The organism is Labilibaculum euxinicum, from assembly GCF_009795715.1.
Taxonomy (GTDB): domain Bacteria; phylum Bacteroidota; class Bacteroidia; order Bacteroidales; family Marinifilaceae; genus Labilibaculum; species Labilibaculum euxinus.
Window position 1 is genome coordinate 128717 of the sequence record NZ_WTCR01000003.1, and the last position, 25450, is coordinate 154166.

15 protein-coding genes are annotated in these 25450 nt (G+C 38.6%); 10 read left to right on the plus strand and 5 right to left on the minus strand.

Translation table 11 applies throughout. The annotated features are described in order from the left end of the window. Positions 1-15: 15 nt before the first annotated feature. The 9 genes from GQR60_RS04530 to GQR60_RS04570 all read left to right on the plus strand — a co-directional run bounded on the left by GQR60_RS04530 (position 16) and on the right by GQR60_RS04570 (position 18156). Entirely contained in the window at positions 16-5580 is a 5565-nt protein-coding gene (locus GQR60_RS04530; protein WP_124991787.1) for an alpha-2-macroglobulin family protein, read from the plus strand. A 142-nt stretch (positions 5581-5722) separates the two neighbouring features. Continuing rightward, positions 5723-8059, plus strand: a complete 2337-nt coding sequence (pbpC, locus tag GQR60_RS04535; protein ID WP_225441341.1) for a penicillin-binding protein 1C — start codon at positions 5723-5725, stop codon at positions 8057-8059. Positions 8060-8171: 112 nt separating this feature from the next. Continuing rightward, positions 8172-9518, plus strand: coding sequence for a hybrid sensor histidine kinase/response regulator (locus GQR60_RS04540; RefSeq protein ID WP_124991789.1), 1347 nt, complete (start codon positions 8172-8174; stop codon positions 9516-9518). A gap of 251 nt (positions 9519-9769) precedes the next feature. Further along, entirely contained in the window at positions 9770-10684 is a 915-nt protein-coding gene (locus tag GQR60_RS04545; RefSeq protein ID WP_124991790.1) for a glutaminase, read from the plus strand. 3 nt (positions 10685-10687) lie between these two features. Beyond that, on the plus strand, positions 10688-11533 hold the full coding sequence (locus tag GQR60_RS04550) for a sulfurtransferase (protein ID WP_124991791.1): 846 nt from the start codon (positions 10688-10690) through the stop codon (positions 11531-11533). A gap of 118 nt (positions 11534-11651) precedes the next feature. Then, a complete protein-coding gene (locus GQR60_RS04555) occupies positions 11652-12191 on the plus strand; it encodes a carbonic anhydrase (RefSeq protein ID WP_124991792.1) in 540 nt (179 codons plus the stop codon). A gap of 446 nt (positions 12192-12637) precedes the next feature. Next, positions 12638-14272, plus strand: a complete 1635-nt coding sequence (locus GQR60_RS04560) for a carboxylesterase/lipase family protein (protein ID WP_124991793.1) — start codon at positions 12638-12640, stop codon at positions 14270-14272. Positions 14273-14448: 176 nt separating this feature from the next. Continuing rightward, positions 14449-15174 carry a 23S rRNA pseudouridine(2604) synthase RluF gene (gene rluF / locus GQR60_RS04565; RefSeq protein WP_124991794.1) on the plus strand — a complete coding sequence of 242 codons (726 nt, stop codon included), beginning with the start codon at positions 14449-14451 and terminating at the stop codon, positions 15172-15174. A gap of 123 nt (positions 15175-15297) precedes the next feature. Continuing rightward, positions 15298-18156 (plus strand): helix-turn-helix and ligand-binding sensor domain-containing protein, encoded by a 2859-nt coding sequence (locus GQR60_RS04570; protein ID WP_124991795.1) that lies wholly within the window; start codon positions 15298-15300, stop codon positions 18154-18156. 39 nt (positions 18157-18195) lie between these two features. Here the strand turns inward: GQR60_RS04570 and GQR60_RS04575 are convergent, their stop codons facing one another. Beyond that, complete coding sequence (locus GQR60_RS04575) at positions 18196-18438, minus strand: hypothetical protein (RefSeq protein ID WP_124991796.1); 243 nt, start codon at positions 18436-18438, stop codon at positions 18196-18198. 156 nt (positions 18439-18594) lie between these two features. Here GQR60_RS04575 and GQR60_RS04580 point away from each other — a divergent pair, with 156 nt between their 5' ends. Next, a complete protein-coding gene (locus tag GQR60_RS04580) occupies positions 18595-18903 on the plus strand; it encodes a helix-turn-helix domain-containing protein (protein ID WP_124991797.1) in 309 nt (102 codons plus the stop codon). A 220-nt stretch (positions 18904-19123) separates the two neighbouring features. Here GQR60_RS04580 and bglX read toward each other — a convergent pair whose 3' ends face one another. From bglX to GQR60_RS04600, 4 genes are read right to left on the minus strand one after another with little or no spacing between them, the layout of a single operon-like run. Beyond that, positions 19124-21391, minus strand: a complete 2268-nt coding sequence (gene bglX, locus GQR60_RS04585) for a beta-glucosidase BglX (RefSeq protein ID WP_124991798.1) — start codon at positions 21389-21391, stop codon at positions 19124-19126. A 56-nt stretch (positions 21392-21447) separates the two neighbouring features. Continuing rightward, on the minus strand, positions 21448-22236 hold the full coding sequence (locus GQR60_RS04590; protein ID WP_124991799.1) for a carboxylesterase family protein: 789 nt from the start codon (positions 22234-22236) through the stop codon (positions 21448-21450). Positions 22237-22277: 41 nt separating this feature from the next. Next, positions 22278-23711: a glucoamylase family protein gene (locus tag GQR60_RS04595; RefSeq protein WP_124991800.1), complete on the minus strand. Its 1434-nt coding sequence runs from the start codon at positions 23709-23711 to the stop codon at positions 22278-22280. An 11-nt stretch (positions 23712-23722) separates the two neighbouring features. Next, positions 23723-25429 carry a family 43 glycosylhydrolase gene (locus GQR60_RS04600; RefSeq protein WP_124991801.1) on the minus strand — a complete coding sequence of 569 codons (1707 nt, stop codon included), beginning with the start codon at positions 25427-25429 and terminating at the stop codon, positions 23723-23725. Between the last annotated feature and the right edge of the window lie 21 nt (positions 25430-25450).

Below are 25450 nucleotides of genomic sequence, written 5' to 3' on the forward strand. Positions count from 1 at the left end.
CGCACAATTTACAAAATGAGAAAAAAATTCTACCTCCTGATTTCGTTGTCAATCTTGATCCTTGCGACGTTTTCCTGTAAAGACAAAAAGAGTGTAAAACAAAAAGTTGATCCTGGTTTTGGACAATATATTTCGGCTTTTACTTCCGGAGTTGTTTCTGCAGGGTCAGTGATTCAAATAAGACTGGTAAATGATTACGATCAAAAGATTGAATCTGGTCAGGAACTGGAAGAGGGAATTGTTAGTATTGCTCCTTCGGTAAAGGGAAAAGCATATTGGAAAGATCCTCGTTGTATTGAATTCCGACCAGAAACCAGAATGGAATCGGGAAAAGAATACAAAGTGAATGTGAAACTATCGAAATTGATGGAGGTTCCTGCGAAATATGCCGAGCTAAAATTCAATTTCCAAACCATAAAACAAAGTTTTGCCTTTACAGGAGAAGGTTTACAATCTTACGATAAAACAGATATGCTTTATCAGAAATACAAAGGATACATTACAACAGCTGATGTAATTGTTGATGATGAGATTGAATCGGTTTTGGTTGCCACAATTAATTCTCAGAAAAAAAATATTGAGTGGATGCATTCTGCTGATGGAAAACAGCATCATTTTGTTGTGGATAGCTTGAAAAGAGAAGAGGACAAAGGAGAATTGAATTTAGTGTGGAACGGGGCATCCATTGGAGTGGATGAAAAAGGGGAGAAAGAAATTGAGATTCCTGCATTAAATGTTTTTAAAGTGATGAGTGCAAAGGTGATTCAGCAACCGGAGCAATATGTGTCGGTTCGTTTTTCTGATCCACTGAAAAAGAATCAAAATCTGGATGGTTTAATTCGTATTGACGGAGTATCTTCTTTGAAATTTATTGTAGAAGGAAATGAAGTCAGGGCTTATCCCGGCTATCGGTTATCTGGAATCAAAACAGTAAGTTTTGAAGAAGGAATTCGAAATGCAATGGAATACGCTTTGATGAAAAGCACTAAGATGGAACTCACTTTTGAAGACATTAAACCAGCAGTCCGATTAATCGGAAAAGGAGTTATTTCTCCTTCATCGCAAGGATTGATTTTACCATTCGAGGCTGTTAGTTTGAATGCTGTTGATGTGAGAGTTGTAGAAATATTCGAGAACAATGTACATCAGTTTTTGCAGGATAACCGAATGGGCGAATCGGGTAATATTCGAAGAGTAGCTCGTTTAATTTTGCAAAAACGAATCGATTTAGGAACCAATCGTGCTGTTGATCTGCGCAAATGGAATGCATACACCTTGGATATTTCGAATTACATTGATGTGAAACCAGGATCGATTTACCGAATTGAATTGCGCTTTAGAAAAGAGTATTCATTGTATGCCTGCGGAGCAGAACAGGAAAGCGGGGATCAGTTAAATAGTCTGGATGATATAGTTGCAGAGCAACAGTTAGAGGAAGAAATGCAGGATTGGGATCGGCCGGGATGGTATGAGTCTTACTATTATCCTGCCGGATACACATGGAGAGAAGAAGAGAATCCTTGTCATGTATCCTATTATAACGGAGAACGGTTTGTTAGCCGGAATTTATTTGCTTCCGATTTGGGGATTATTGCAAAAGGGGGAACGGATAAATCGATCACTTTTGCTGTTTCCAATCTGATTACAGCAGAGCCGGAAGCTAATGTTGAACTGGAAGTGTACAACTACCAAAAACAGCTGATGGCCCGAAGTAAAACCGATAAAGATGGTTTGGCTAAAGTGCAGTTGGACAGGCAGCCTTTCCTTTTGGTTGCAAAAAAAGGAACTCAGCGCGGGTATTTGCGTTTAGACGACGGATCCTCGCTTTCGCTTAGTAATTTTGATGTTGGCGGACAAGTAGTTCAAAAGGGGATAAAAGGATATTTATACGGAGAACGTGGCGTTTGGCGTCCGGGAGATAATTTATACCTGACTTTTGTTTTAGAGGATTCTGATGATGTGTTACCTGATAATCATCCGGTTGTTTTTGAGTTGATAAATCCTCAGGGACAAACCGTTACTCACAAAATAAGTACAGGAGGAGCTAATGGATTTTATTCTTTCACCTGCGCAACGGATGCTGATGTGCCGACAGGAACCTGGTCTGCCCGAATACAAGTAGGAGGTGCAACTTTTACCAAAACGGTAAAAATAGAAACGGTTAAACCAAACAGGTTAAAAATAAAGCTCGAATTTGAATCTGAAGTTTTAAAATCTGCGGCAGCGAATCAAAAAGCCAATCTGGAAGTGAAATGGCTGCATGGAGCCATTGCCCGCGATTTAAAATCAAATATCAGTCTGCGGTTGACTCCAGCTAAAACCTCATTCGGTAAATATCCCCGCTATATTTTTGATGACCCGTCGAAAGAATTTTATGCCGACGAACAAGTCATTTTTGATGGAAAAGTAGATCAGAATGGAAAAGCTGTTGTGGATTTGGATTTAAAAGGAAACAAATCTGCTCCCGGAATGTTGAATGCCAATTTTATAACCCGTGTATTTGAAAAAGGCGGTGATTTTAGTATTGATATGCAAAGAGTGAAGTTTGCTCCTTATCAGTCATTTGTTGGGATAAAAATGCCGGAATCGGAGAGAGGATGGTATTTAACGGACACAGATCATGAAATTCAAATTGCCACAGTAAATTCTGATGGAGCTCCTGTTGACCGGAAAGATTTGGAAGTGAAAGTTTACAAGATTGACTGGCGTTGGTGGTGGGATGCAGGCGAGGAAAATCTGGCTTCGTACATTAGCCGTTCATCAACCAGGATTGTTTCGCATCAAAGGGTAAGCACCAAAGGGGGAAAAGCGAAATTTAAGTTGAATATAAAATACAACGATTGGAACGATTACGGACGTTATTTAATTCGGGTGACTGATCCGGTAAGTGGACATTCAACCGGCGAAACAGCTTATTTTTCGAAATGGTATGGCCGTACTCCTGAAGGAATGCCAGGCAATGCCGCAATGCTTTCTTTTACTTCTGATAAAGACAAATACAGCGTTGGCGAAAAAGCTACAGTTACAATTCCTTCTTCAAAATCGGGAAAGGCTTTGGTAAGTATCGAAACCGGAGCAAAAGTTTTACAAGCATTTTGGATTGATACAAAAACCAATGAATCTGAGTTTTCATTTGAGATAACTTCGGAAATGTCACCCAATGCATATGTTAGTGTAAGTTTGGTTCAGCCTCATGCTCAAACCGAGAACGATTTGCCAATTAGGATGTATGGTGTGATTCCAATTTTGGTGGAAGATCCAAATACCAGATTGAATCCGGAAATTAAAATGCCTGATGTGTTGGAGCCGGAGAAAGAATTTGAGGTGACAGTTTCGGAGAAGGATGGAAAGGCAATGACTTATACTTTAGCGGTTGTTGATGATGGTTTGCTTGATTTAACACGCTTTAAAACACCAAATCCCTGGAATACATTTTATGCCCGCGAAGCTCTTGGAGTGAAAACCTGGGATATGTATGATTTAGTGATGGGGGCATTTGGTGCCAGATTGGAAAAAGCATTCGCTATTGGAGGTGATGAAGATTTGGGAGAAAAGAAGCAAGCCAAGGCAAATCGGTTTAAACCTGTGGTAATGTTTTATGGTCCTTACACATTACACGCCGGAGATAGCAAATTGCACAAAATTTCCATGCCTAACTATGTTGGATCTGTTCGTACTATGGTAGTTGCAGGAGATAAGGGAGCTTATGGTTCTGCCGAGAAAACGACTCAGGTCCGCAAGCCTTTAATGATACTGGCAACCTTGCCTAGAGTGGTTGGTCCTGCCGAATCAGTAAAATTACCCGTTACTGTTTTTGCTATGGATCCTAAAATTAAGAACGTAAAAGTAAGAATCGAACCCAATGAATTTCTCATCAGCGAAGGCGGTCTTGAAAAGAGCGTGGTTTTTGAAAAAACGGGAGAGCAGGTAATTGATTTTGATTTGAAAGTGGCTTCTAAATTGGGTGTTGCCAAAGTAAAAGTTTTTGCGGAAAGTGGAAATGTAAAAACAACATATGATATTGAATTGGATGTGCGTAATCCGAATCCACGTGTGGTAAATGTAAGTGACACTTTGTTAAAAGCGGGTGAGAGCTGGGCTAATATATTGAAACTACCCGGAATGGAAGGAACCAACAAAGGGATTTTGGAATTGTCGAATATTCCACCCATCGATTTTGGCCGTCGTTTAGAGTACCTTATCGGATATCCTCATGGATGCATTGAACAAACAACTTCGTCGGTTTTTCCTCAGTTATTTTTAGATAAAGTAGTGACTCTGGATTCAGAACAAAAAGCCCGGATTTCTAAAAACGTTCAGGCTGGATTGAACCGTTTGTTGAGTTTTCAAATGCCAAACGGCGGATTCAGTTATTGGCCGGGAGGAGATTATGAAAGTGATTGGGGAACCAGTTATGCGGGGCATTTTATGCTGAAAGCTCAGGAGATGGGCTATACTTTACCAATTGGCTTGAAATCTGCCTGGTTACGATATCAAAAATCTGCGGCTAAAAGCTGGGAGAGTTCTTCTTATCGTGGAGGTGTTTACTATTCCCGTCATGATTTACTGCAGGCATACCGCTTGTATACTCTTGCCGAAGCTGAAACGCCTGATTTGGCTTCAATGAACAGGATGAGAGAACAAATAAAACTTTCATCAGCTGCAAAATGGAGATTGGCAGCTGCTTATCGTTTAATAGGACAAACAGAAGTTGCAGAGAATCTGATTGAAAATCTGGGAACGGAAGTGGAAGCTTATCGTGAAAATTCAGGTTCTTTTGGGTCTGATACCCGTGACAGAGCGATGATTTTGGAAACTTTAAGTTTGCTTGATAAAAAAACAAAGGCTTTTCCTTTGGTTCAGAAATTATCAGCAGAATTATCAAGTAAGTCCTGGATGAGTACACAAACAACAGCATTTTGTTTGATTGGGATGGCCGAGTTTGCAGGGCGCGGAGAATCAAAGCAATTGAATATTTCTTATTCCCTAAATGGTGGTGAAATGCAGGAATTAAAGAGCAATAATCCGCTTATTCAAATTCCTTTGGATTTAAAAACAGGGAAACCAAGTGTAAAAGTCAACAACCTATCCGATGGTGTTCTTTATGCACGGGTAAGTATGAGTGGAATTCCTGCAACAGGAGACCAGACCTCTGCCGAGGAGAATCTGAAAATGAAGATTTCTTACAAAGATATGCAGGGAAATTTGATTGATGTGAAAAACCTGCATCAGGGAACTGATTTTAAAGTAGAAGTTCGAATTGAAAATCCGGGTGTGATGGACAATTATGAACAAATGGCTTTAACTCAGATATTCCCATCGGGCTGGGAGATTGTGAATACTCGTTTCGGAGATGTTGATGAACTTGTAAAATCTGATGTTCCCACTTATCAGGATATTCGTGATGACCGGGTGTATACCTATTTTGATTTGGATCGAAACAAGAGCAAAACTTTCTCGATTACTATGAATGCCGCTTACGTTGGAAAATATTATCTGCCAACAGTAAACTGTGAAGCTATGTACGATGATCGTATTCATGCCCGCAAGCCGGGTCAATGGGTTGAAGTTGTGAAATAGAGGTAATAAGATAACCTGTCAGAGTCTGAAAGACCTGACAGCGTTATTGTGTTGAAATATAGTAAATCCGAAAGGATATTTTCTTTGTTAAATGAAAATACCAAAAATAAAATATTGCCAATCTAAAAAATGCCGCATTTTCATGTTGGCATTTTTGTTGTTGGGGCTCGGATTTTGGTTTTCTCTGCCATCAAAATTATTTCACGATCCCACATCAACTATTCTTTATAGCAGAGAAGGAAAGTTACTTGGAGCTAGAATTGCTGCTGATGGACAATGGCGGTTTCCCGAATCGGAACAAATACCGGAAAAGTTTGAGCAATCACTTTTGGCATTCGAGGATCAGTATTTTTATTACCATCCGGGAGTGAATCCGGTTTCGTTAGGACGAGCTTTAATTCAAAATATAAAGGCTGGTCATGTAGTGAGCGGCGGAAGTACGTTAAGCATGCAGTTGGTTCGTATTTCCCGCAAAGGCAAGAGCAGAAACCTCTATCAGAAACTGGTTGAGATGATAAAATCGATTCGCTTAGAGTTGGGATATTCTAAAAAGGAGATTCTTGCCTTGTACGCTTCTCATGCTCCTTTTGGAGGAAATGTGGTTGGATTGGAAGCTGCTTCGTGGCGTTTTTTTGCACGAAATGCCAAAGATTTATCATGGGCAGAAGCTGCCACTTTAGCAGTATTGCCAAATGCTCCCTCATTAATTTATCCGGGAAGAAACAGCAGGAAACTTCGTGATAAACGAAATCGCCTTTTGGATCGGTTGGTGGAAAGAGGAATTATTGATTCCATGACTTGTAAATTGGCAAAATTAGAAGAAATACCTTCTAAAATTCATTCATTGCCAATGTTGGCTCCCCATTTATTGGATCAGGCAAATGTTGAACATACAGGCGAACGAATTACAAGCTCAATAAACTATCGGCTTCAATTGCAGGTAAATGCGTTGGTCCGAAAATATCAGCAGAATTTAGAGGCCAATCAAATTCACAATATGGCTGTTTTGGTTTTAGATGTAGAAACCGGTCAAAGCATAGCTTATGTTGGAAATACCGCTAAATTGGATGAGGAAAATCATGGAAATCAGGTAGATGTTATTCGTGCTGCCCGAAGTACAGGTAGTGTTTTAAAGCCATTTTTATTTGCCGGCATGTTGAATAGCGGAGAAATTCTTCCCAATACCCTCATTCCCGATATTCCAACTCAGATAGCAGGCTACTCGCCTAAGAATTTTAATCTTCGCTACGATGGTGCCGTTCCAGCTCAAAAGGCGCTGTCCCGGTCTTTAAATGTGCCTGCAGTTCGTATGCTTCGCGATTTCGGTGTAGAGCGGTTTCACCACCTATTGAAGATATTGGGAATGAGTACACTTAATCGTCCGGCCGGACATTATGGATTGTCTTTAATTTTGGGAGGGGCAGAAGGTACATTGTGGGATTTATGCGGGATGTATTCCGGACTGGCAAGAAGTTTAACTCATTACAATCAATACAATAAAACTTATTATACGAATGATATTCGCGAACCGGTTTACCGACTTCAGGATTCTGTGAAGAAAGGGAATCCTGAAATCCAATCAAGACTAAGTGCTGCTTCCGTTTATCAAACATTTGAAGCCTTGCTGGAAGTCAACAGACCGGATGGTGAAAATGGGTGGAAATCTTTTTCTTCATCACGTAAAGTGGCCTGGAAAACCGGAACCAGTTTTGGCTTTCGCGATGCCTGGGCCATTGGAACTACACCTGATTTTGTAGTTGGGGTTTGGGTTGGCAACGCTGATGGAGAAGGCCGGCCGGGCTTAACAGGTGTAAGTTCAGCAGCTCCTGTCATGTTCGATGTATTTAATTTACTTCCTTCAGGTTCTTGGTTTGATATCCCGTTTGAGGAGATGGAAGAGATTCCTGTATGCAGGCAAAGTGGATACAGAGCAGGAAGGTGGTGCGAGACTGTTGATACGATGTTGGTTTGTGAGACAGGTTTGAAGACCAATTCCTGTCCTTATCACAGGCTTGTACATTTGGATGCAAGCAAGAGATATCAGGTGAATTCTGAATGCGAGAAAGTGACTAATATGCAACATGTAAACTGGTTTGTTTTGCCCCCGGCAATGGAATGGTATTATAAAAAAAGAAATGCGTTGTACCGACCTTTGCCTCCCTTTCGGGATGATTGTTCCGGGACTCAGAATCATGAAGTGATGGAGCTGATTTATCCGAAGGGAAACGATCAGATTTTTGTTCCCATCGGTTTGGATGGAATTCGTGGGAAAGTTGTTTTTGAGATGGCTCATCACGATCCGGAAGCTGAAGTTTTTTGGCATTTGGATGGTGAATTTATTGGGACAACGGTTCATCTGCATCAGATGGAATTAAGTCCGGATGAAGGAGAGCATCTACTTAGTTTGGTTGACAATCATGGCAATACTTTGTACAAGAAATTTACCGTAGTGGGAAAAAATGATAACGAAATGAACTGATAAGCTAAAAAAAAAATGCAATTGATCTTGTTGCTTTTTTTTGCAAAAAGTTCAACTTTAATGTTTTGCCTGCGTACTATTGTTGGCATTTCAGATATTAGGAAGACTAGATATGGTAAAAGTAAAATTTGAATATAAAATTCTTATTTCATATTTATTGATAGGAGGATTATGGATCTCATTCTCTGATCAATTGGCGAAAAAGATAATCTCTGATCCCAATTATCTGACAGAAATACAAACTTATAAAGGTTGGTTTTATGTTTTGGTGACTGGTATTTTGTTTTACTTCTTACTAAAGAAGCATTTGATTAAAATTCGAAATGCAGAAAAGAAAGCCAGAGAGAGCGATCAGTTGAAAACTGCTTTTTTGCAGAACATATCGCATGAAATAAGAACACCTATGAATGGGATTGTAGGTTTTGCAGGCCTTCTAAAAGAAAACGATCTGACCAAAGATAAAAAGGAAATGTACCTTGATATTATTACTAAAAGTTCGGATCAATTGCTTAATGTAGTTAATGATGTATTGGATGTTTCATTAATAGATTCGGGAAATGTGATCATTAATAAAACTCAATTTAATCTTAATGAATTTCTGGAACAGATTCATTCAGTTCATGGCACAATTCTAACGAAGGATATTTCTCTTCAGTTAAATAATACGCTTTTCAGCTCAGATTACATTGTTTTTTCCGATAGGGTAAAGTTGGGACAAATCCTGGATAATCTGATTAGTAATGCAATAAAGTATACTCCAAAAGGAGAGGTTGAATTGGGGTGTGAGACGAAGGAAAATAAACTGCTGTTTTCTGTAAAGGATTCAGGAATTGGGATTGCTCCGGAATATCATGAGAAAATTTTTGATCGTTTTCACAGGGCAGAGATTGAAACAACAAAAACGATTGGTGGAGCGGGTTTAGGCTTAGCCATTTGCAGAGGGAATGTGAATTTATTAGGTGGTGATATTTGGGTAGAATCCAATCTTGGAATTGGTTCCAAATTCTATTTTACAATTCCTGGTGATTTCGTTGTTCAGAAACCTACAGTAGAGGAAAAAGCAGATTCGAAGAGTGTTTTAAGGCCGGGTTGTGTCCTTGTTGCAGAAGATGAAGAATATAATTTTCTTTATATATCAAAAATATTAAACGATGCGGGAATCGATTTTTTAAGAGCGAAAAATGGACAGGAGGCAGTGGACATTTGTCGGAAGAACGCAAATTTAGGATTGATTTTGATGGATATTAAAATGCCGGTTTTAAACGGTTACGAAGCAGTTAAGATAATTAGGGAGTTTCGTAATAAAATCCCTATTATTGCTCAAACTGCTTTTGCCATTGGAAATGAAAAAAAGAAGGCTTTGGATGTTGGGTGCAATGATTACATCGCAAAGCCTTTTAAGAGAGAAGAACTGTTGAATAAGATTAGGGAAAATACAAAGGCGATTACTGACCTTTGACTAAAAAGAGGACATAATTTTCGGTTGATTGATAGCTTTTCAGCATTGTTTCCAATAATAATCAATTTAAGAAAGCCGGGAATTGCATTATGGCTCTCAATCACCACAAAATATAAATTGGAAGGGAATCAGATCAAAATCCTTATTGTCTTTGTATTGCATATGGAAAATAGAGTACTGTAAACTCATTTTAATCTATTAGGTTTTTACCGTTCAAAATGTAACTTTAAGCCAACTTAATAAGCTGGTTTATGGAATACCAAAAGATATTTACTGAGATTTTAAAAAAGATGGACGATTATAAGGATTCCGGGAGTCCTGCGTCTTATATTCCGGAACTTCGTGATGTTGATCCGGATAAATTTGGAGTTCATTTAATTACAAATACGAACCAAAATTATAGTTTGGGAGATTCAGAAGAAAAGTTCTCCATACAAAGTATTTCAAAAGTTTTGTCCTTGGTAATGGCATACAAGTTGGAAGATGAGGATTTATGGAAGAGAGTGGGGGTTGAGCCATCGGGTACTCCTTTCAATTCCTTGGTTCAGTTAGAATACGATCAGGGAATTCCGCGTAATCCATTCATAAATGCAGGAGCGTTGGTAATTTGCGATGTTTTAGTGGAACATCTTGAAAATCCTAAGGAAGAGTTTCTTCATTTTGTGAGAACTCTATCAGGTAATTCATCTCTTGAGTATTGTTCCCGTATTGCCGAATCTGAAAAATTAACAAGTTATCGAAATGCTGCTCTAATCAATTTAATGAAGGATTTAGGGAATATCAGTAATGACATTGATACAGTTTTGGACTTTTATTTTAATTTGTGCTCCATCGAAATGACTTGTAGTGAGCTGGCAAGAACATTCCTTTTTCTGGCTTCGTATGGGAAAAATCCTATAACTAATGAGAAGTTTTTAAGTTCCAGTAAATCGAAAAGAATTAATGCTGTAATGCAATTGTGTGGTTTTTACGATGAAGCTGGTGAATTCTCGTTTAAAGTTGGTTTGCCGGGGAAAAGTGGTGTTGGTGGTGGTATTGTTGCCATTCTTCCTAATCAATACAGCATTGCAGTATGGAGTCCAAGGTTGAATAAAAAGGGAAATTCGAGTAAGGGAATGAAATTTTTGGAACTGTTTACCAGCGAAACTGAATCTTCAATTTTTTAATTCATGTTAAAAACACAAATCAAATTGAAACCGGTAGTATCAGCCAAATGGCTTTCTCAGCATTTGGATGATCCTAATCTGCTTATTCTTGATGCTAGTCTAAAGGATAATAAGGCCGGGTTAAAATCAGAATACGAAGGTATTCAAATTGAAAATGCGCGTTTTTTCGATTTGAAAAATACATTTTGTGATCCTGACAATCCAATTTCAAATATGATTCCAAGTCCGGATCGTTTTACCGCAGAGTGCCGTAAATTGGGAATTAATAAGAATAGTAAAATAGTTGTTTACGATAATTTAGGTACCTATTCGAGCCCAAGAGTTTGGTGGTTGTTTAAAGCAATGGGGCATGATGATGTCGCTGTTTTGAATGGTGGTTTGCCGTGTTGGAGCAAAGAAAATTTTGCCGTTGAGACAAAGAAATCCATCGAATTGGAACCGGGCGATTTCCAAGCTGATTTTAATCTGGAATCAGTCTTGAATTCTGAACAAATTCTCGAAAATATCAATAGTGAGCAGAGCCTTGTAATTGATGTTCGTTCAGAAGATCGGTTTTTGGGCAGAGTTCCCGAACCCAGGGAAAATGTGAAAAGTGGTCACATTCCAAAATCCATTAATATTCCTTTTAGCAGCGTTTTGGCTAATGGAATGTTTCTGCCGAAAAATGAATTAAATGAGATTTTTGAACGCTTATCTGTAAAGAATAAACCCTTGGTTTTTTGCTGCGGATCGGGAGTAAGTGCTTGTATTGTTTTACTGGCCTGCGAGCTGGTGCGAACAAACAGCAAATATCTTTACGATGGTTCGTGGGCGGAATGGGGACAGTTGGAAAATTATCCGGTCGAATAATTCTTCTTTGTATTTCTGATTTGCACAGAAGAATCATTTGGCTATCTTTAGAATCATTCTAAACCATACCACTCTAAAATGATGATTTTTTAGTGGAAAAGAAATAGCTATTGTAATCATGAATCGACTGTTGCCTGTTAATTGTATTGAGGATATTTTGCCGGAATATCGACAAACACCCATTGGATTGCTGCTGGAGTTCCATAACTTAAAACGGCCTTTTGCCACTTATACCGAAGCCCAGCTTTTGGTTGGTATGTGTATGGATAATCGCAAACATCTGCATATCCCTGAAAATTTCTCTTATATTATCCGATCAGGAGGAGCCAATTTAAGATATAGTGAGTTTAAAGTTTCATATGCTATTTCTGTTGGTAAAATTAAGCACATAGCACTCATTGGCCATGATAACTGCGGCATGGTTAATCTGCATTCCCGAAAAGATGAATTTATACGTGGTTTGGTTGGTACTGCAGGTTGGACAGCAGAAAGAGCGGAAGAACATTTTACCAATTTCGCTCCCATGTTCGAAATAGGAAATGAAATAGAATTTGTAGTGACTGAAGCCAAGCGATTGCGTGTGAAATATCCGAAAATTACAGTTGCTCCTTTGTTCTATCATGTGGAAACCAACCGCTTGTCGATTGTAGAAGAATAAAAATTTAGACAATTGGTGAACGGGTAACAATACTGTCGACTCATTGCAATGCCACGCAAAAGATTAATGTGTGTAAAATAACGCTTTTAAAGCTTGCTTTACAGTTTCGTTTTCAATTATTCAATTGCATCGAGTCAGAAATGCAATCCTGCAGAACTTCATCTGACTCCTTGAAGATTTATATTAATTTCCTTGTATCTGTAAAATACAGCTTCGGTTTTTTCCTTTATTTGCTGATTTTTTTGTAAAATTGATGATGCTGGATGGATGAGTGTCCGGGGTGTTTTTATTCCCATTGGTTTTTATTTGGTTTTTTGGTTCTAAAAACATACAATTAACAGTTTGATGGTATACAAGAATGCAGGTACAGTCTGCCAAAGGAAAATTTTGCTCATCACTAATTTCAATGTGACTGGTTGTTACAATCATATAATAAACAAAACAAAATGGGAAAAATGTATCTGGTAGTTTGTTTCTGTTCGCTGAGTATATCCATAATGGCTCAGAATACAAACAGTTCCAAACAAGTAAAAATTGAGAATGGAATAATCGAAGGAATTAAAGATCCGCACAAAGGTCTTAGTCTGTATTTTGGAATTCCATTTGCAAAGCCACCCGTTGGTGAATTGCGATGGAAAGCTCCTCAGCCATTGGACAATTGGGACGGAATTTTAGAGACTAAAAAATTTGGAGCAAAGCCCGTTCAAACGAATGTTTACGGTGATATGAAATCCCGATCGGAGGGTATGAGTGAGGATTGTCTTTATCTTAATGTTTGGACTCCGGCTAAAAAAGGAGATAAGAAAGAATTACCTGTTCTGGTCTATTTTTATGGTGGTGGTTTTATGGCTGGAGATGGCTCTGAACCAAGATATGATGGGGCAAGTATGGCGCAAAAAGGAATTGTTGTAGTTACCGTAAATTATCGTTTGAATATCTTTGGTTTTTTTGCCCATCCGGAACTTAGTGACGAAACGGATTATAAGGGATCTGGTAATTATGGATTGCTTGATCAGAGTGCAGCCCTGAAATGGGTGCAAAGAAATATTTCAGCATTTGGAGGGAATCCGAAAAAGGTGACCATAGCAGGAGAATCAGCAGGGTCTATTTCAGTAAGTGCTCAGATGGCTTCTCCTTTATCAAATAAATTAATTGCAGGTGCAATCGGCGAAAGTGGGGCCGCAATAAATCCAACTTTATTTCCAATACCTTTGGCAGAGGCAGAGCAAAAAGGCGTAGAGTTTACTAAAAAGGCTGGTTTAACTTCATTGGCCGAATTAAGAAAACTAACTACGGATGAACTTTTTGAAATTTGCAAACAATCGAAAATTTATAGCTTTCCAACGGTGCTTGACGGATATTTTTACTCCAAATCACTCCCTGCTGTTTTTAATGCGAAGGAACAGGCACAGGTGCCTTTATTGGTGGGATGGAATTCGGCTGAAATTCCCGGAATGGCATTTATGCAGGGACTGCCGTATACTAAGGAGAATTTTATTAAAAAGGTGAAAATTACTTATCCTGATTCTTACGATGAGGTGCTAAAACTTTATGCACATGATACTGAAAAAGAAATAGAACAGTCGGCAACGGATCTTGCGTCCGACAGGTTTATATCCTACAGTACGTGGAAATGGTTCGATTTGCACCGGAAAAATAGTTCTCAGCCTGTGTACAGATATCTTTTCAGTAGAATTCGTCCGGCCCTGGTTGATCAGGAATCCGTGTCAGGACTTGCCGGAGGTACGAAAAAGAAAGAGGATGATTCATTTAAGATGCCTGAGCCGATTGGCGCTGCTCATGCCAGTGAAATTGAATACTGCATGGGCAACCTGTATTTGGTTAACGATTATGCATGGACAGATGATGATTATACTGTATCGGAAAGCATGCTGACTTATTTTGCCAACTTTATACGAACAGGCAACCCTAGTGGAGTTGGTCTTGAGAAATGGCCGGCAGCTGAGGCAATGGATCCTGCTCCGCCTGTCATGCTTATTGATGTAGAATCAAAAGTGGTTCACGCAAAGAATGATAATCGCTACTTATTTTTGGATCGTCATTATAAAAATAATCAGTAATATTTTTTGCCTCACAATCATAAAATACACCTCCATCTTTCGGGTTGGGGGTGTTGTTTTTAGGAGTGGCTGCAGGCAATTTTAAATTGGTTTTTTTTAAAGAAAAGCTTCTTCTTTTCAGATAATTAATTAATTACTGTAGTTTTGCATTTCAATTGGATGGAAGCAGAGAAAAAATGGAATTAAAACGACTAAACAAGGCAATTGCCGAAACAGGATATTGTTCACGAAGAGAGGCTGATAAGCTGATTGAGAGTGGGAGAGTGAAGGTGAACGGGACAACTGCAGATTTAGGCGTTAAGGTTACCGGCGAGGATACGATCAAGGTTAAAGGACAAATCATAAGTAAGAAAGTTGGAAATATTTATTTGGCATTTAACAAACCAGTTGGCATCACCTGCACTACAGATACTCATATAAAGGGAAATATCATAACTTACCTTAATTATCCGGAGCGGATTTTCCCAATTGGACGATTGGATAAACCGAGTGAAGGGCTTATTTTTCTGACCAATGACGGCGATATCGTGAACAAAATACTTCGTTCACGTAACAACCACGAAAAAGAATATATTGTTCGGGTAAATAAAAGAATAACATCCGATTTTATTAAAAAAATGGGAAATGGTGTTCCTATATTAGATACCGTAACTAAGAAATGTAAAGTTTGGAGAGTTGATGATTTTACATTTAAAATAATTCTGACTCAGGGCTTAAACAGACAAATTCGCAGAATGTGCGAATATCTGGATTATAATGTGAAAACCCTGCAAAGGCTTCGGATTATGAACATCTCCTTAGGCAGCTTAAAAGTTGGAAAGTACCGCTCGTTTACTAAAACAGAATTGCAAACCTTGCTCAATTTGTGCGAGGATTCCGCTAAAACCTTCGATGAGATTTAAAATAGTAATATTCTTAAATTTTTAATTCCTTTTTTCTTTGCTATTTATTGCAAGATCAACTAAATCAGGTAATATCGTGCCTGATTTTTTTATATTTGTAGGAAACCAGATCGAATTGCAACTATGAAACCTGCCAATTTAATTCTTCTTTTATTTTTACTCTTTCAGACGACTTTTATTTCCGCAATAGAAAAGCCGTTTGGGATTTTTGTTATTAATCACGATCGGAGTGAGTATCAGGCAATGAGCCAGAACTGGGCAGTAGCATTTGATGAGCTTGGAAGGGCTTATTTTGGGAACAGCGGCGGTGTACTTGAATACAACGGGAAAGATTGGGTTTTACATCAGCACAGATCTAAATCGGCAATTCGATCTCTGTTGTTTGATGAGCATAGCCAGAGATTGTATTCCGGTTGCTACGAAGATTTTGGATATTGGAAGAGGGACAGCTTAGGCGTATTAAATTATTATTCATTAGCCGAAAAATTAAACGATTACAAGTTCTCCAGTGAGAGAATATGGTCCATTGTTAAGAGCGGAAAAGAAATTCTTTTTCAGTCATTCCCAACACTTTTTATATACAATACGGAAACCGAAGAGGTAAAATCTGTAGTGCCGGGAGGTGAACTGATGTTTTTAGGAAAGATAAATGACACAGTCTATTCAAGAGTCAGCGGTCGGGGAATTTGTAAAATCGAAGCCGGGGAGATTAAAGTTATTGCTGATTCCGATTTTGCAAAAAATGCGACCATCCGTTTTTATTTACCCAACGAGCGTGGTATTATTGTTGGCGATGGAAAATCAGGACTTCACATTTTAAAGGATGGAAAAACTAAGAAATGGAATTGTGAAGCCAATGAGGTATTGTCTTCAAAAGATGTAAATTCTGCCGTTTCCATTGGTGATACTGCATATGCAGTAGGAACCTTATTGGGTGGTTTATACATTATTAATCATGATGGTAAAATCCTTAGTCACATCGACCGGCAGTCTAAACTGGAAAACAATACTGTTTTGGGAATGGCTCTCGATCATTCGGGAGATTTATGGCTGGGAATGGATAATGGATTGTCTTATGTCGACTTAAATTCGACCATTGAGTATAAAATAGATATGGATAATGCTCCGTCGGCAATTTATTCTGTCATAAAACACAATGGATACATTTATATTGGAACAAACAACGGGGTTCTTTGCTCAAAATTTGATAAGGATTATGCAGATCTGGATTTTAGAGAATTATCCCTTTTAGAGGGGATTACCGGGCACATCTGGAAATTGGAAATTTTGAGGGGCGAACTCTTGTGTGGCAGCAATAATGGTATCTTCAAATTGGATCAGGGAAACGCTTATCCATTGTCAACAGCAATCGGAGGTACTGATTTTGAAATTATTGAAAAAAACGGGCAGGAATGGTTAATTGAATCTACTTACTTCAAAATAAGGATGTTTAAAAGAGAAAATAACCAATGGGTTTTTTCTCATTTTGTTGATGGATTTGAAGGTGCATGTCGGTTTATTGAGGTTGATCATGCTGGTTATGTCTGGATCAGTCACGAAATAAAAGGCTTGAATCGTTTGAAGCTGTCTGATGATTTTAGAAAGGTAGTATCCAACAAGTATTTTGGTTTGGAATCAGGCTTGCCTACAGAATATCAGCTGAATGTTTTTACCGTTAATAACCGGGTGGTTGTAACAACAGGAGAGGAGATTTACACTTATGATGATCTTACTGATAGAATGTTGCCTTTTAACAAGTTGAATAATACTCTTGGCCGTTTTAAAAAGGCTGTAAATATTGTAAATGCCGATCAAAACCATTTTTGGGCTATCGCCGATAATGAGGCTGTTTATATGAAAAACACAGCAGATTCGATGAGTTTTGTAAGTGCTTTCACGCTGGATAAACAATTTTCATTTCCCGATAAGTATCAGAATATTTCAATTAACAAAGATGCCAGTGTTTTATGTTTGGAGAATGGCTTTGCTATCCTTCCCAATGAATCGAATGATGTTTACAAGCATCAGCCATTGGTCATCACTCAAGTTGTAAAGGGGAAAAAGGGTGTCGATAATAAGGGAATTTTACTGCCTTTGCATAACAACAAGGTTTTGGAACTTAAGAACAGAGATAATTCTCTGGAATTTACTATTAATTCGGTCAACTATGGCCCTAATGATGTGACCTATCAATACCGTATTGTGAATCTTTATGACGATTGGATTGAAGGTGAAACTGAAAATGTAAATACAATAAATGATATACCGCACGGAGAATATGTATATCAGGCCAGAGCTGTATTTTCCGACGGCAGCAGATCGAATGTGGTAGAATACCCATTCGTAATTTTGCCTCCTTGGTTTGCTTCAAAAACAGGCGTTGTTGTTATCATTTTATCGCTGGTGGTTTGTGTTGGTTTACTGATTATTTTTAATAAACGCATTTTGGAGAAACAGACCTATATCATTGAGAAAAAACATACCGATCAACACAAGAAAAACGAATCGACAATAGAGCAGCTTCAGAATGATGTTTTACAAAAAGAACTGGAGAATCTGCAGGGGAAATTAACGGTTTCAGCCAACGCTCTGGTTGAGAAGGACAGATCGATAAATACAATAAAACGCGAATTGGAAGTTATGTTCCAGAAATTGGAAGGACGTTTTCCTCACCGCGATTACGATAAGATTTTGAAAGTAATAAACGGACAGCTGACTCAGAAAAAGGACATGCTCGATTTTGAGCGGCATTTTGCTGCATCTCAAAGTGGGTTTTACGATGGGTTGAGGCAGAATTATCCAAATTTAACTCCTGCGGATTTACGATTGTGTTCTCTTTTGAAAATGAATATGAATTCGAAAGAAATTTCGATACTTCTGGGAATTACAGTTCGAAGTGTGGAGGTGAGCAGATACAGACTACGAAAAAAAATGGAGTTGGAACCCGATGAAAATCTCACCAAAGTGATTATGAGGTATTAATTGATTTGTCAGCTAATATTCTTACTACAATCAAGCCGTCTATTCCAGGGTATGACTTGAATCTAAAAGAAACATTTTGACATAGTTTTGTTGGTGATTTACCATTGTTGCTGCAGATCTGTATGTTTCCACCATAGGAATGTAATCTACTACTGTAGGAATGGAAGTTGCTACCGTAGGATTGTAACCTGCTACTGTAGGAGTGTAATCTGCTACCATAGGAATGGAAACTGCTACCTTAGGATTGTAACCTGCTACTGTAGGAATGTAATATGTTACCATAGGACTATATATTATAATTAAGTATTGGTATTTTATCATTGTGTGATTGTGTTTTTATACTTCTTTATTGTAATTAATTACTGAAATATAGGAATAAGTTTCCATTTAAATTTGTTTGTTATTCCAGAATGTAAATTATTATCACTATTTTTAAGCATGACTTCGAATAAAACAATCCCCATTAACGAGCTGATCTTATCAGAAATGAAAAAGCAGGAAGTGAGCATATCTGATATGGCTAAAAAGCTTGGCTTAAGTTTAAATGCCACCTACAACACCCTAAAAAAGCCAGACATTCAAACCGATCGTCTGGCTAAGATTAGTGAAATACTTCAGGTTAATTTTTTTAAGATACTCGCCGGAGAACTCAATATTGAAAACCCAATTAATCCGCAAATAGAGAAGCTTACTACTGAAAATGAAATCCTGAAAGAGGTAATTCGCCTTTTGGGCGGCAACAAATAATACGATTAAAGATCAGGACGGCTTAAAACAGCGGCTTGTTATGCTTTTGCTATAACCAAGTCTGTGATGTCAGGGTATAATTTAATTCTGAATCTAAAAGTATTTTAGATGAGTTTTAACTTGTGGGAATTTTATTTTTTGTTGGCTGTAAAGCAAAAAAAAACAGCGGTACAATTTAGAAATTGTACCGCTGTAACTAATAAAACCAACTATTGATAAACTAATGCTTAAAGTTAAATGAACGTTCGTTCGATTCGTCGGATGAGCTGGTACTTACCCAAAGTTTAAAATCACCATCCTCTGCAACGAAATTCATGTTAATATCGAAGAATTTCAAATCATCTTCCGAAATTGTAAATTGTATTTCTTTACTTTCTCCCGGCTCTAATCCTACTTTTTCAAATCCTTTTAATTCTTTCACAGGACGGGTTACGCTTCCGTATAAATCCTGAACATACAATTGCACCACTTCTTCTCCGTAAAGGCCGCCGGTATTGCTTAACGTGGCATTTACCGTTAATTGCTCTCCTGATTTAAGAGTATTGGTATTTAATTTCACATCTTTTATCGAAAATGTGGTATAACTTAAACCATATCCAAAAGGATAAAGAGGGGAGTTTTCAACATCGATATAAGTGGATTTATAATCTGCATCAGGATCATCTTTGGGAATTGGGCGGCCTGTGTTTTTCTCATTGTAATAAATTGGAACCTGCCCTACATTGCGGGGGAAAGATAAGGTTAGCTTTCCAGATGGATTGTAATCTCCTGAAATAACATCGGCAAGAGCATCTCCTGCTGTTGTTCCCAAATACCAGGCTTCCATTATCGCATCCATATTCTCATTTTCCCACGATAAATCCAACGGACGTCCGTTCATAAGGACTAAACCTGTTGGTTTATTTAGTTTTTTAAGCTCTTTTAGAAAATCCTGCTGAACGCCTGGCAACTGAATATTTGTTCTGCAGGCAGCTTCGCCTGACCAATTGAAATCTTCTCCCATGGCAACAAGAACAAGATCAGCTTTACGCGCAATATTAAATGCTGATTTAAATCCTGATTTATCGTTTCCTTTTAAACCGCAGGCCGAAGCATAGGTAAATTGAATATTTGAACCTTTGTATTTTTCTTGTAAACCATCGAACAAAGAAACACTTTGATTTCTATCTCCACGGCCAGCCCATTCACCATTTAAGCTGGTCTGGTTTTTAATCATCGGGCCAATTAAAGCAACGGTTTTTCGTGAAGATTTATCAATTGGGAATATGTTTTCGTTTTTCAATAAAACAACAGAACGTTTCGCAATATTTCTTGCTGATGCCAGAAATGCTGGTTTCATTCGTGTTGATTCTTGTCTGGCTTCATCCATATATCGATAAGGATCGTCGAAAAGGCCAAGTAAAAACTTCATTTCCAGAATTCGACTTACAGCGATATCTATGCTTTCCATGCTTACTTTTCCGGCTTCAACCTGAGCTTTTAGGTTCTCCAGGTAAACACCACCTGTCATGTCCATATCGATTCCGGCATTTGCTGCCAATTCTGCAGCCTGAGCTTCGTCTTTTGCAATGCCGTGTTCAACCAATTCGTTAATTGCGGTATAGTCGGTAACTACGAAGCCTCTAAAGTCCCATCGGTCTCTAAGAACATCTTTGTATAAATATTTGCTCGCAGTACATGGTACGCCGCCAATTTCGTTAAAAGCAGTCATGAAGGTTGCTACACCAGCATCTTTGGCTGCCTTGAAAGGAGGAAGATAGATTTCATTTAAAGTACGTTCCGAAACTTCAGCTGTATTGTAGTCGCGACCAGCTTCTGCCGCTCCGTATGCAGCAAAATGCTTGGCACAGGCCAGCACCGTATTGGTCGATTTTAAATCTTTCCAGCCTTCACCCTGAAAACCTTTAACTCTTGCTGTGGCAACCAGTTTTCCAAGATAAACGTCTTCTCCGGCACCTTCCATTACGCGTCCCCAGCGTGCATCTCTGGCTATATCAACCATTGGAGCAAAAGTCCATGAAATGCCCTCGGCGGCAGCTTCTGTTGCAGCTATCCGGGCACTTTCTTTCATTAAATCAAGATCCCAGGAGCACGATTCTGCAAGCGACATTGGGAATATAGTTCTAAAGCCGTGAATGACGTCGTATCCGAAAAGTACAGGAATTTTTAGTCTTGATTCTGCCAGAGCAGCCTCCTGAAGTGGCCTGACTTTTTCAACAGTTGCTTCGTTAAACATACTTCCTACCAAACCTTTTTTAAGATAAGGCATTACCTCATTTTGCATTTCGGGTCCTGTAATATCACCTCTTCCAGAGAACTGAGTCATTTGTCCAATTTTCTCTTCTAATGTCATTAAAGAGAGAACAGAATCCACTTTTCGTTCAATTTCGGCATCGCCGCTATAACTTTTGTATTTCGATTTGGATGTATTGCATGAAAACATTGCAATGCATACCAATATGCTGAATAGTGTAAGCTTTGTTTTCATTTTTCTAATCATTTTCATAGTAATCTGTAATCGCTTTATTGTTTATTTGTAATTAATTATTTGCTCTTGCTAAAGAGCCACTTTATTAAATCAGGTTCTGCAAATGCCTGATCCCAGCTATTGTGATTGGCTTCCGGATAAAGCGTGTATTTTGATTCAGCATTGTATTTTTTTTGCTCATCGTAGACTAGTTTAGAATACTTTCCGGGTACAACATCATCTTTGCCCCCATGAAAAAACCAAATTGGAACGTGAGAGTATTTTGTGACCAATTTCGGGTTGTGTCCACCGCAAATTACAGCAGCCGCCGTATACTTATCCGGCCAACGGTATAAAAATTCCAGCGTTCCTATTCCTCCCATTGATAAGCCCATGATGTAAATTCTCTTCGGGTCGATATTTTCTTCCTCTACTATTTTATTTACTAACTGATCGGCCATATAGGCTGGTTTTGTTGGCCCTGATTCCGCAGGGAATTTAAAAATCCAGTCTCCTGCTGCTGATTTTTCCTTTAATCGATGTGTCCACTTAATATCAGGGGGACACTGGGGAAAAACAACAATAGCAGGATACTCTTTTCTGTTTGTCTGATCCAGAAAAAGCTTTGCTCCGTGAGTCAGCTGCTTTTGGTTGTCAGTTCCTCTTTCGCCGGAACCATGAAGAAATAATACCAATGGATATTTCTTGCCTTTTTCCATGTTTTCCGGATAAAGGATTCGATATTTTAAGGTGTCCTGTTCAAGAATAAAATTGGCCTTCTGATACAGGTTTAAGTCTTGAGCATAAGTATGCCCTAAACTCAAAAAAAGGATCAGTCCGAGACATATAGTTTTAAAATCTCTCATTTTGAATGTTTCTTAGATAATGTTTGATCACGATTTATAACTTACTGTTGAATAGTAAATTCCAGTTTGTTCAATCCTTCTTTCACTTCCGGACAGTTCATGAACAAATCCCAGAGTAAACCAGTTCTGTAGTTCTCAATCATGCATACAATTGGCCCCTGATCGATGGCTAGATAACTTCTCGGATACCAATTGTATTCCACGCTAAAAGCATCGTATGGACCATATTTACCAAAGGTTTTGTCTCCCAAATTGAAGTATATATTCTTTGCAACCTTCATACATTCGTCTGGTGCATAAGGAAAAGAGGAAAGAGCTGCGGTGGGAGCGATGACTCCATAGTCTTTATCGGGATTATGAGCTGCATACCCCAAATAGAGATCACTTGCAATCAAATCATTTCGTTCTCTTCCTCCACCATCTTCCCATTCGCTGTACCCTTTTATGGAATAGCTGGCTGTTAATCCCCACAGATTTTCGCCGTATCCATCAAACTTTTTAGGGTTTTGAATGCAATAGGCTCGGTTCATTAGGGTGTGTGCAACATTAATATCCCAATAGTTGGCATATTTATCAGAACTGATACTTGGATTAAAACCTAAGTAGGAATAGTGTGCCCAAAACAAAGGGCCGCCAGCAGATGGATTGCCATTGTGTTTTAGATCTAAAGTATATCCGTATTTTGAACTTGGCTGAACAATGTTTCCATTTCGGGCCCAGCCTTTGTGATATGAATCGGCTTTGATGGAATAGTTTGGCGATGAGGCTCCTGTGATGTAAGTAATTAAGCACTCGTTGTAACCTTCCAGAGGAAAATTCATTTCCCATGCATAATTTGGTGACCAATGCCAGTAAAGCACATTGCTGCCGTCTTTCTCATACCAATTAAATTCAATACCATGCCAAAGATTTTTAATTCTTTCGCTCAATTGTTTTTCTCTTTCCGATCCGGTTTTAAAGTATTCCTGAACACATATTAAGCCTTGCGCAAGAAAGGATGTTTCAACCAAATCGCCGCCGTCGTCTTTCTGACCAAAGGGTACAACTTTTCCTGTTTTTCCATCCATCCAATGTGGCCAGGCTCCGTGAAAACGATCTGCTTCTTCCAAAAAACCGGCAATCTTTTCAAAGCGCTGCACGCCTTCTTCACGGGAAATAAATCCTCTGTCGATTCCAACAAGTACAGCCATAAGCCCGAAACCCGAACCTCCGGTTGTTACAACATGTTGATCGTTTTGCGGATAAATTCCTGATAAATTGATTCGCTCAGGAGCCAAACCCGAATTGGGTTCTGCACCATCCCAGAAATACTGAAAAGTATAATATTGAATGGTATCCAATAACATCTCATCGGATAATCCCTGATAAATTTTTGGGCCATTATTGCCGGTTTCCTCTTCGGGAATGTTAACCTCTTTATCTTTACCACATGATGAAAGAAGCATGAAAAGAGATAGTAAAATTGTATAGTTCATAACTTGTTGTCTTATTTTACTTCAATAACCTGAGAGGTTTTCGAAATGCCGTTTTCGTTAAACGCTTCAATTGTGATGTAGTAGGTTTTGTCAGAGTCAAGTGATTTAAGCAAATGTTCATTTTTACCATAAATCATCCATGAATTATATAGCTTGTCCGGAGCGATTCCCCAAATGATATTATATCCCTGGCAGTCTTCCATTTGTTTCCAGCTGATCTTTGCATCGCGTCGGTCTTTTAAGCGTTCAACGCTAAAGTTCTTTACTGTTGATGGTGCTTTGCCTGAAGCATTTCCAAATATTCTAATATCCGAAATTGCAAGCGATGGAGTAGGAACCTCAATATTGGTATATTTTATAAATCTGGCCTTATAAGCATGATCCAGTTCAACGTAATCGTTGGGAGTATCTTTAAAACTATTGGATTTGTCAATCAGTGATTTCCAATTTGATCCGTCAACAGAGTATTCAATCAGATACCGATGTTTTAAATTTTTATATCTGCCGTACATATTCGATTTGTGATCGTGAAAATTGATTTGAACCGCTTTTACATCCATTGGCTTTTCGAGATCGATTGTAAACCATTCTCCGCCAGTGTTTGTTTCTGACAACCAGAATGTTTTTACATTTTCATCTGTTAGGTTTTCAATTCCTTTGGGAGATGAACTTTTAACGGGTTTATTGTATGATAAAAGCATCCATCCACGAAATTTGCCGGTTTTTTCTTTTGAATTTGGCGCATAATGTGGATAATCTCCAAATCGGGTATTGCTGTGCATGAGTCCGTCTTCATCAAAGAAAACAGGATGCATGCAAAGTCTGCGCTCCCAGATTTCGTTGACAGAAAGAGCCATCGATCCGAAATGCCAGTAAGCACCGGAAGTTGTTTTTACGATGCTTCCATGTCCGGCTCCGTTCATAAATCCTCCGGGCTTGTATACAACCGGATTGTGAGCTTGGTAAGTATAAGGTCCCAGTGGATTTTTAGAGGTGTAAACGCCATCAGCATAAACATTAAACTCTGTTCCCGGTGCGGCATACATCATGTAATAAGTTTCTTTGTGCTTTGTCAGCCAGGCACCTTCCATATATCCTTTAAGAATGGTATCGGAATGGTTTTCCCCAAATCGTTCCCATCCGTGAATTTCCTGGTTAAGGCTGAATAATTCAGTGGTGTTTTTTTCTGCAATGAATCTTTTGTTTTTATCTAACTTCTTGCCTCTGATTGGAAATTGATTGGAAGATCCCCAAAAGATATAAGCCTGATCATCATCATCAATAAACAGATCGGGATCTTGAAGATTATTGAGAATGGCAGGGACAATTTTCCAATCTCCTTTTTTAGGATTATCGGTATATAAAACACTCATAGAACCGGAAGGATCTCCGGTTACGTATAGAACCGAGTCTTTGTAGTTGTGTGCGGCAGGAGCATTGCATCCTTGAAAATACCACTTTTCGGGTTGAATAAAATCCCAGTTCAGCAAATCTGTAGAATGCCAGTAACCCAATGACCGTGTTACGAACATGTAGTATTCGCCACGAAATTCCACTACTGCAGGATCTGCTCCAGAGCGATAGGAAAGGTCGTTTTGGGAATTGTAAATCATGTAGGTGTAGTCAATATTCAGCGGATTGCAATAGGTTTCTGCTGTACGCTGAGCAAAAGCTGAAACACTTACAAAAGTTAAAAGGATGGTTAATAGTCTGAGCATTGGTTTTAATTCTGGTTGAGT

Bases quoted from the DNA above. Each gene is read 5' to 3' on its own strand.
- pbpC (WP_225441341.1), top strand. From the start codon at position 5,723: ATGTTGGCATTTTTGTTGTTGGGGCTCGGATTTTGGTTTTCTCTGCCA.
- GQR60_RS04570 (WP_124991795.1), top strand. From the start codon at position 15,298: ATGAAACCTGCCAATTTAATTCTTCTTTTATTTTTACTCTTTCAGACG.
- GQR60_RS04600 (WP_124991801.1), bottom strand. From the start codon at position 25,429: ATGCTCAGACTATTAACCATCCTTTTAACTTTTGTAAGTGTTTCAGCT.
- GQR60_RS04595 (WP_124991800.1), bottom strand. From the start codon at position 23,711: ATGAACTATACAATTTTACTATCTCTTTTCATGCTTCTTTCATCATGT.
- GQR60_RS04555 (WP_124991792.1), top strand. From the start codon at position 11,652: ATGAATCGACTGTTGCCTGTTAATTGTATTGAGGATATTTTGCCGGAA.
- GQR60_RS04560 (WP_124991793.1), top strand. From the start codon at position 12,638: ATGGGAAAAATGTATCTGGTAGTTTGTTTCTGTTCGCTGAGTATATCC.
- GQR60_RS04545 (WP_124991790.1), top strand. From the start codon at position 9,770: ATGGAATACCAAAAGATATTTACTGAGATTTTAAAAAAGATGGACGAT.
- GQR60_RS04580 (WP_124991797.1), top strand. From the start codon at position 18,595: ATGACTTCGAATAAAACAATCCCCATTAACGAGCTGATCTTATCAGAA.
- bglX (WP_124991798.1), bottom strand. From the start codon at position 21,391: ATGAAAACAAAGCTTACACTATTCAGCATATTGGTATGCATTGCAATG.
- rluF (WP_124991794.1), top strand. From the start codon at position 14,449: ATGGAATTAAAACGACTAAACAAGGCAATTGCCGAAACAGGATATTGT.
- GQR60_RS04590 (WP_124991799.1), bottom strand. From the start codon at position 22,236: ATGAGAGATTTTAAAACTATATGTCTCGGACTGATCCTTTTTTTGAGT.
- GQR60_RS04530 (WP_124991787.1), top strand. From the start codon at position 16: ATGAGAAAAAAATTCTACCTCCTGATTTCGTTGTCAATCTTGATCCTT.
- GQR60_RS04575 (WP_124991796.1), bottom strand. From the start codon at position 18,438: ATGGTAACATATTACATTCCTACAGTAGCAGGTTACAATCCTAAGGTA.
- GQR60_RS04550 (WP_124991791.1), top strand. From the start codon at position 10,688: ATGTTAAAAACACAAATCAAATTGAAACCGGTAGTATCAGCCAAATGG.
- GQR60_RS04540 (WP_124991789.1), top strand. From the start codon at position 8,172: ATGGTAAAAGTAAAATTTGAATATAAAATTCTTATTTCATATTTATTG.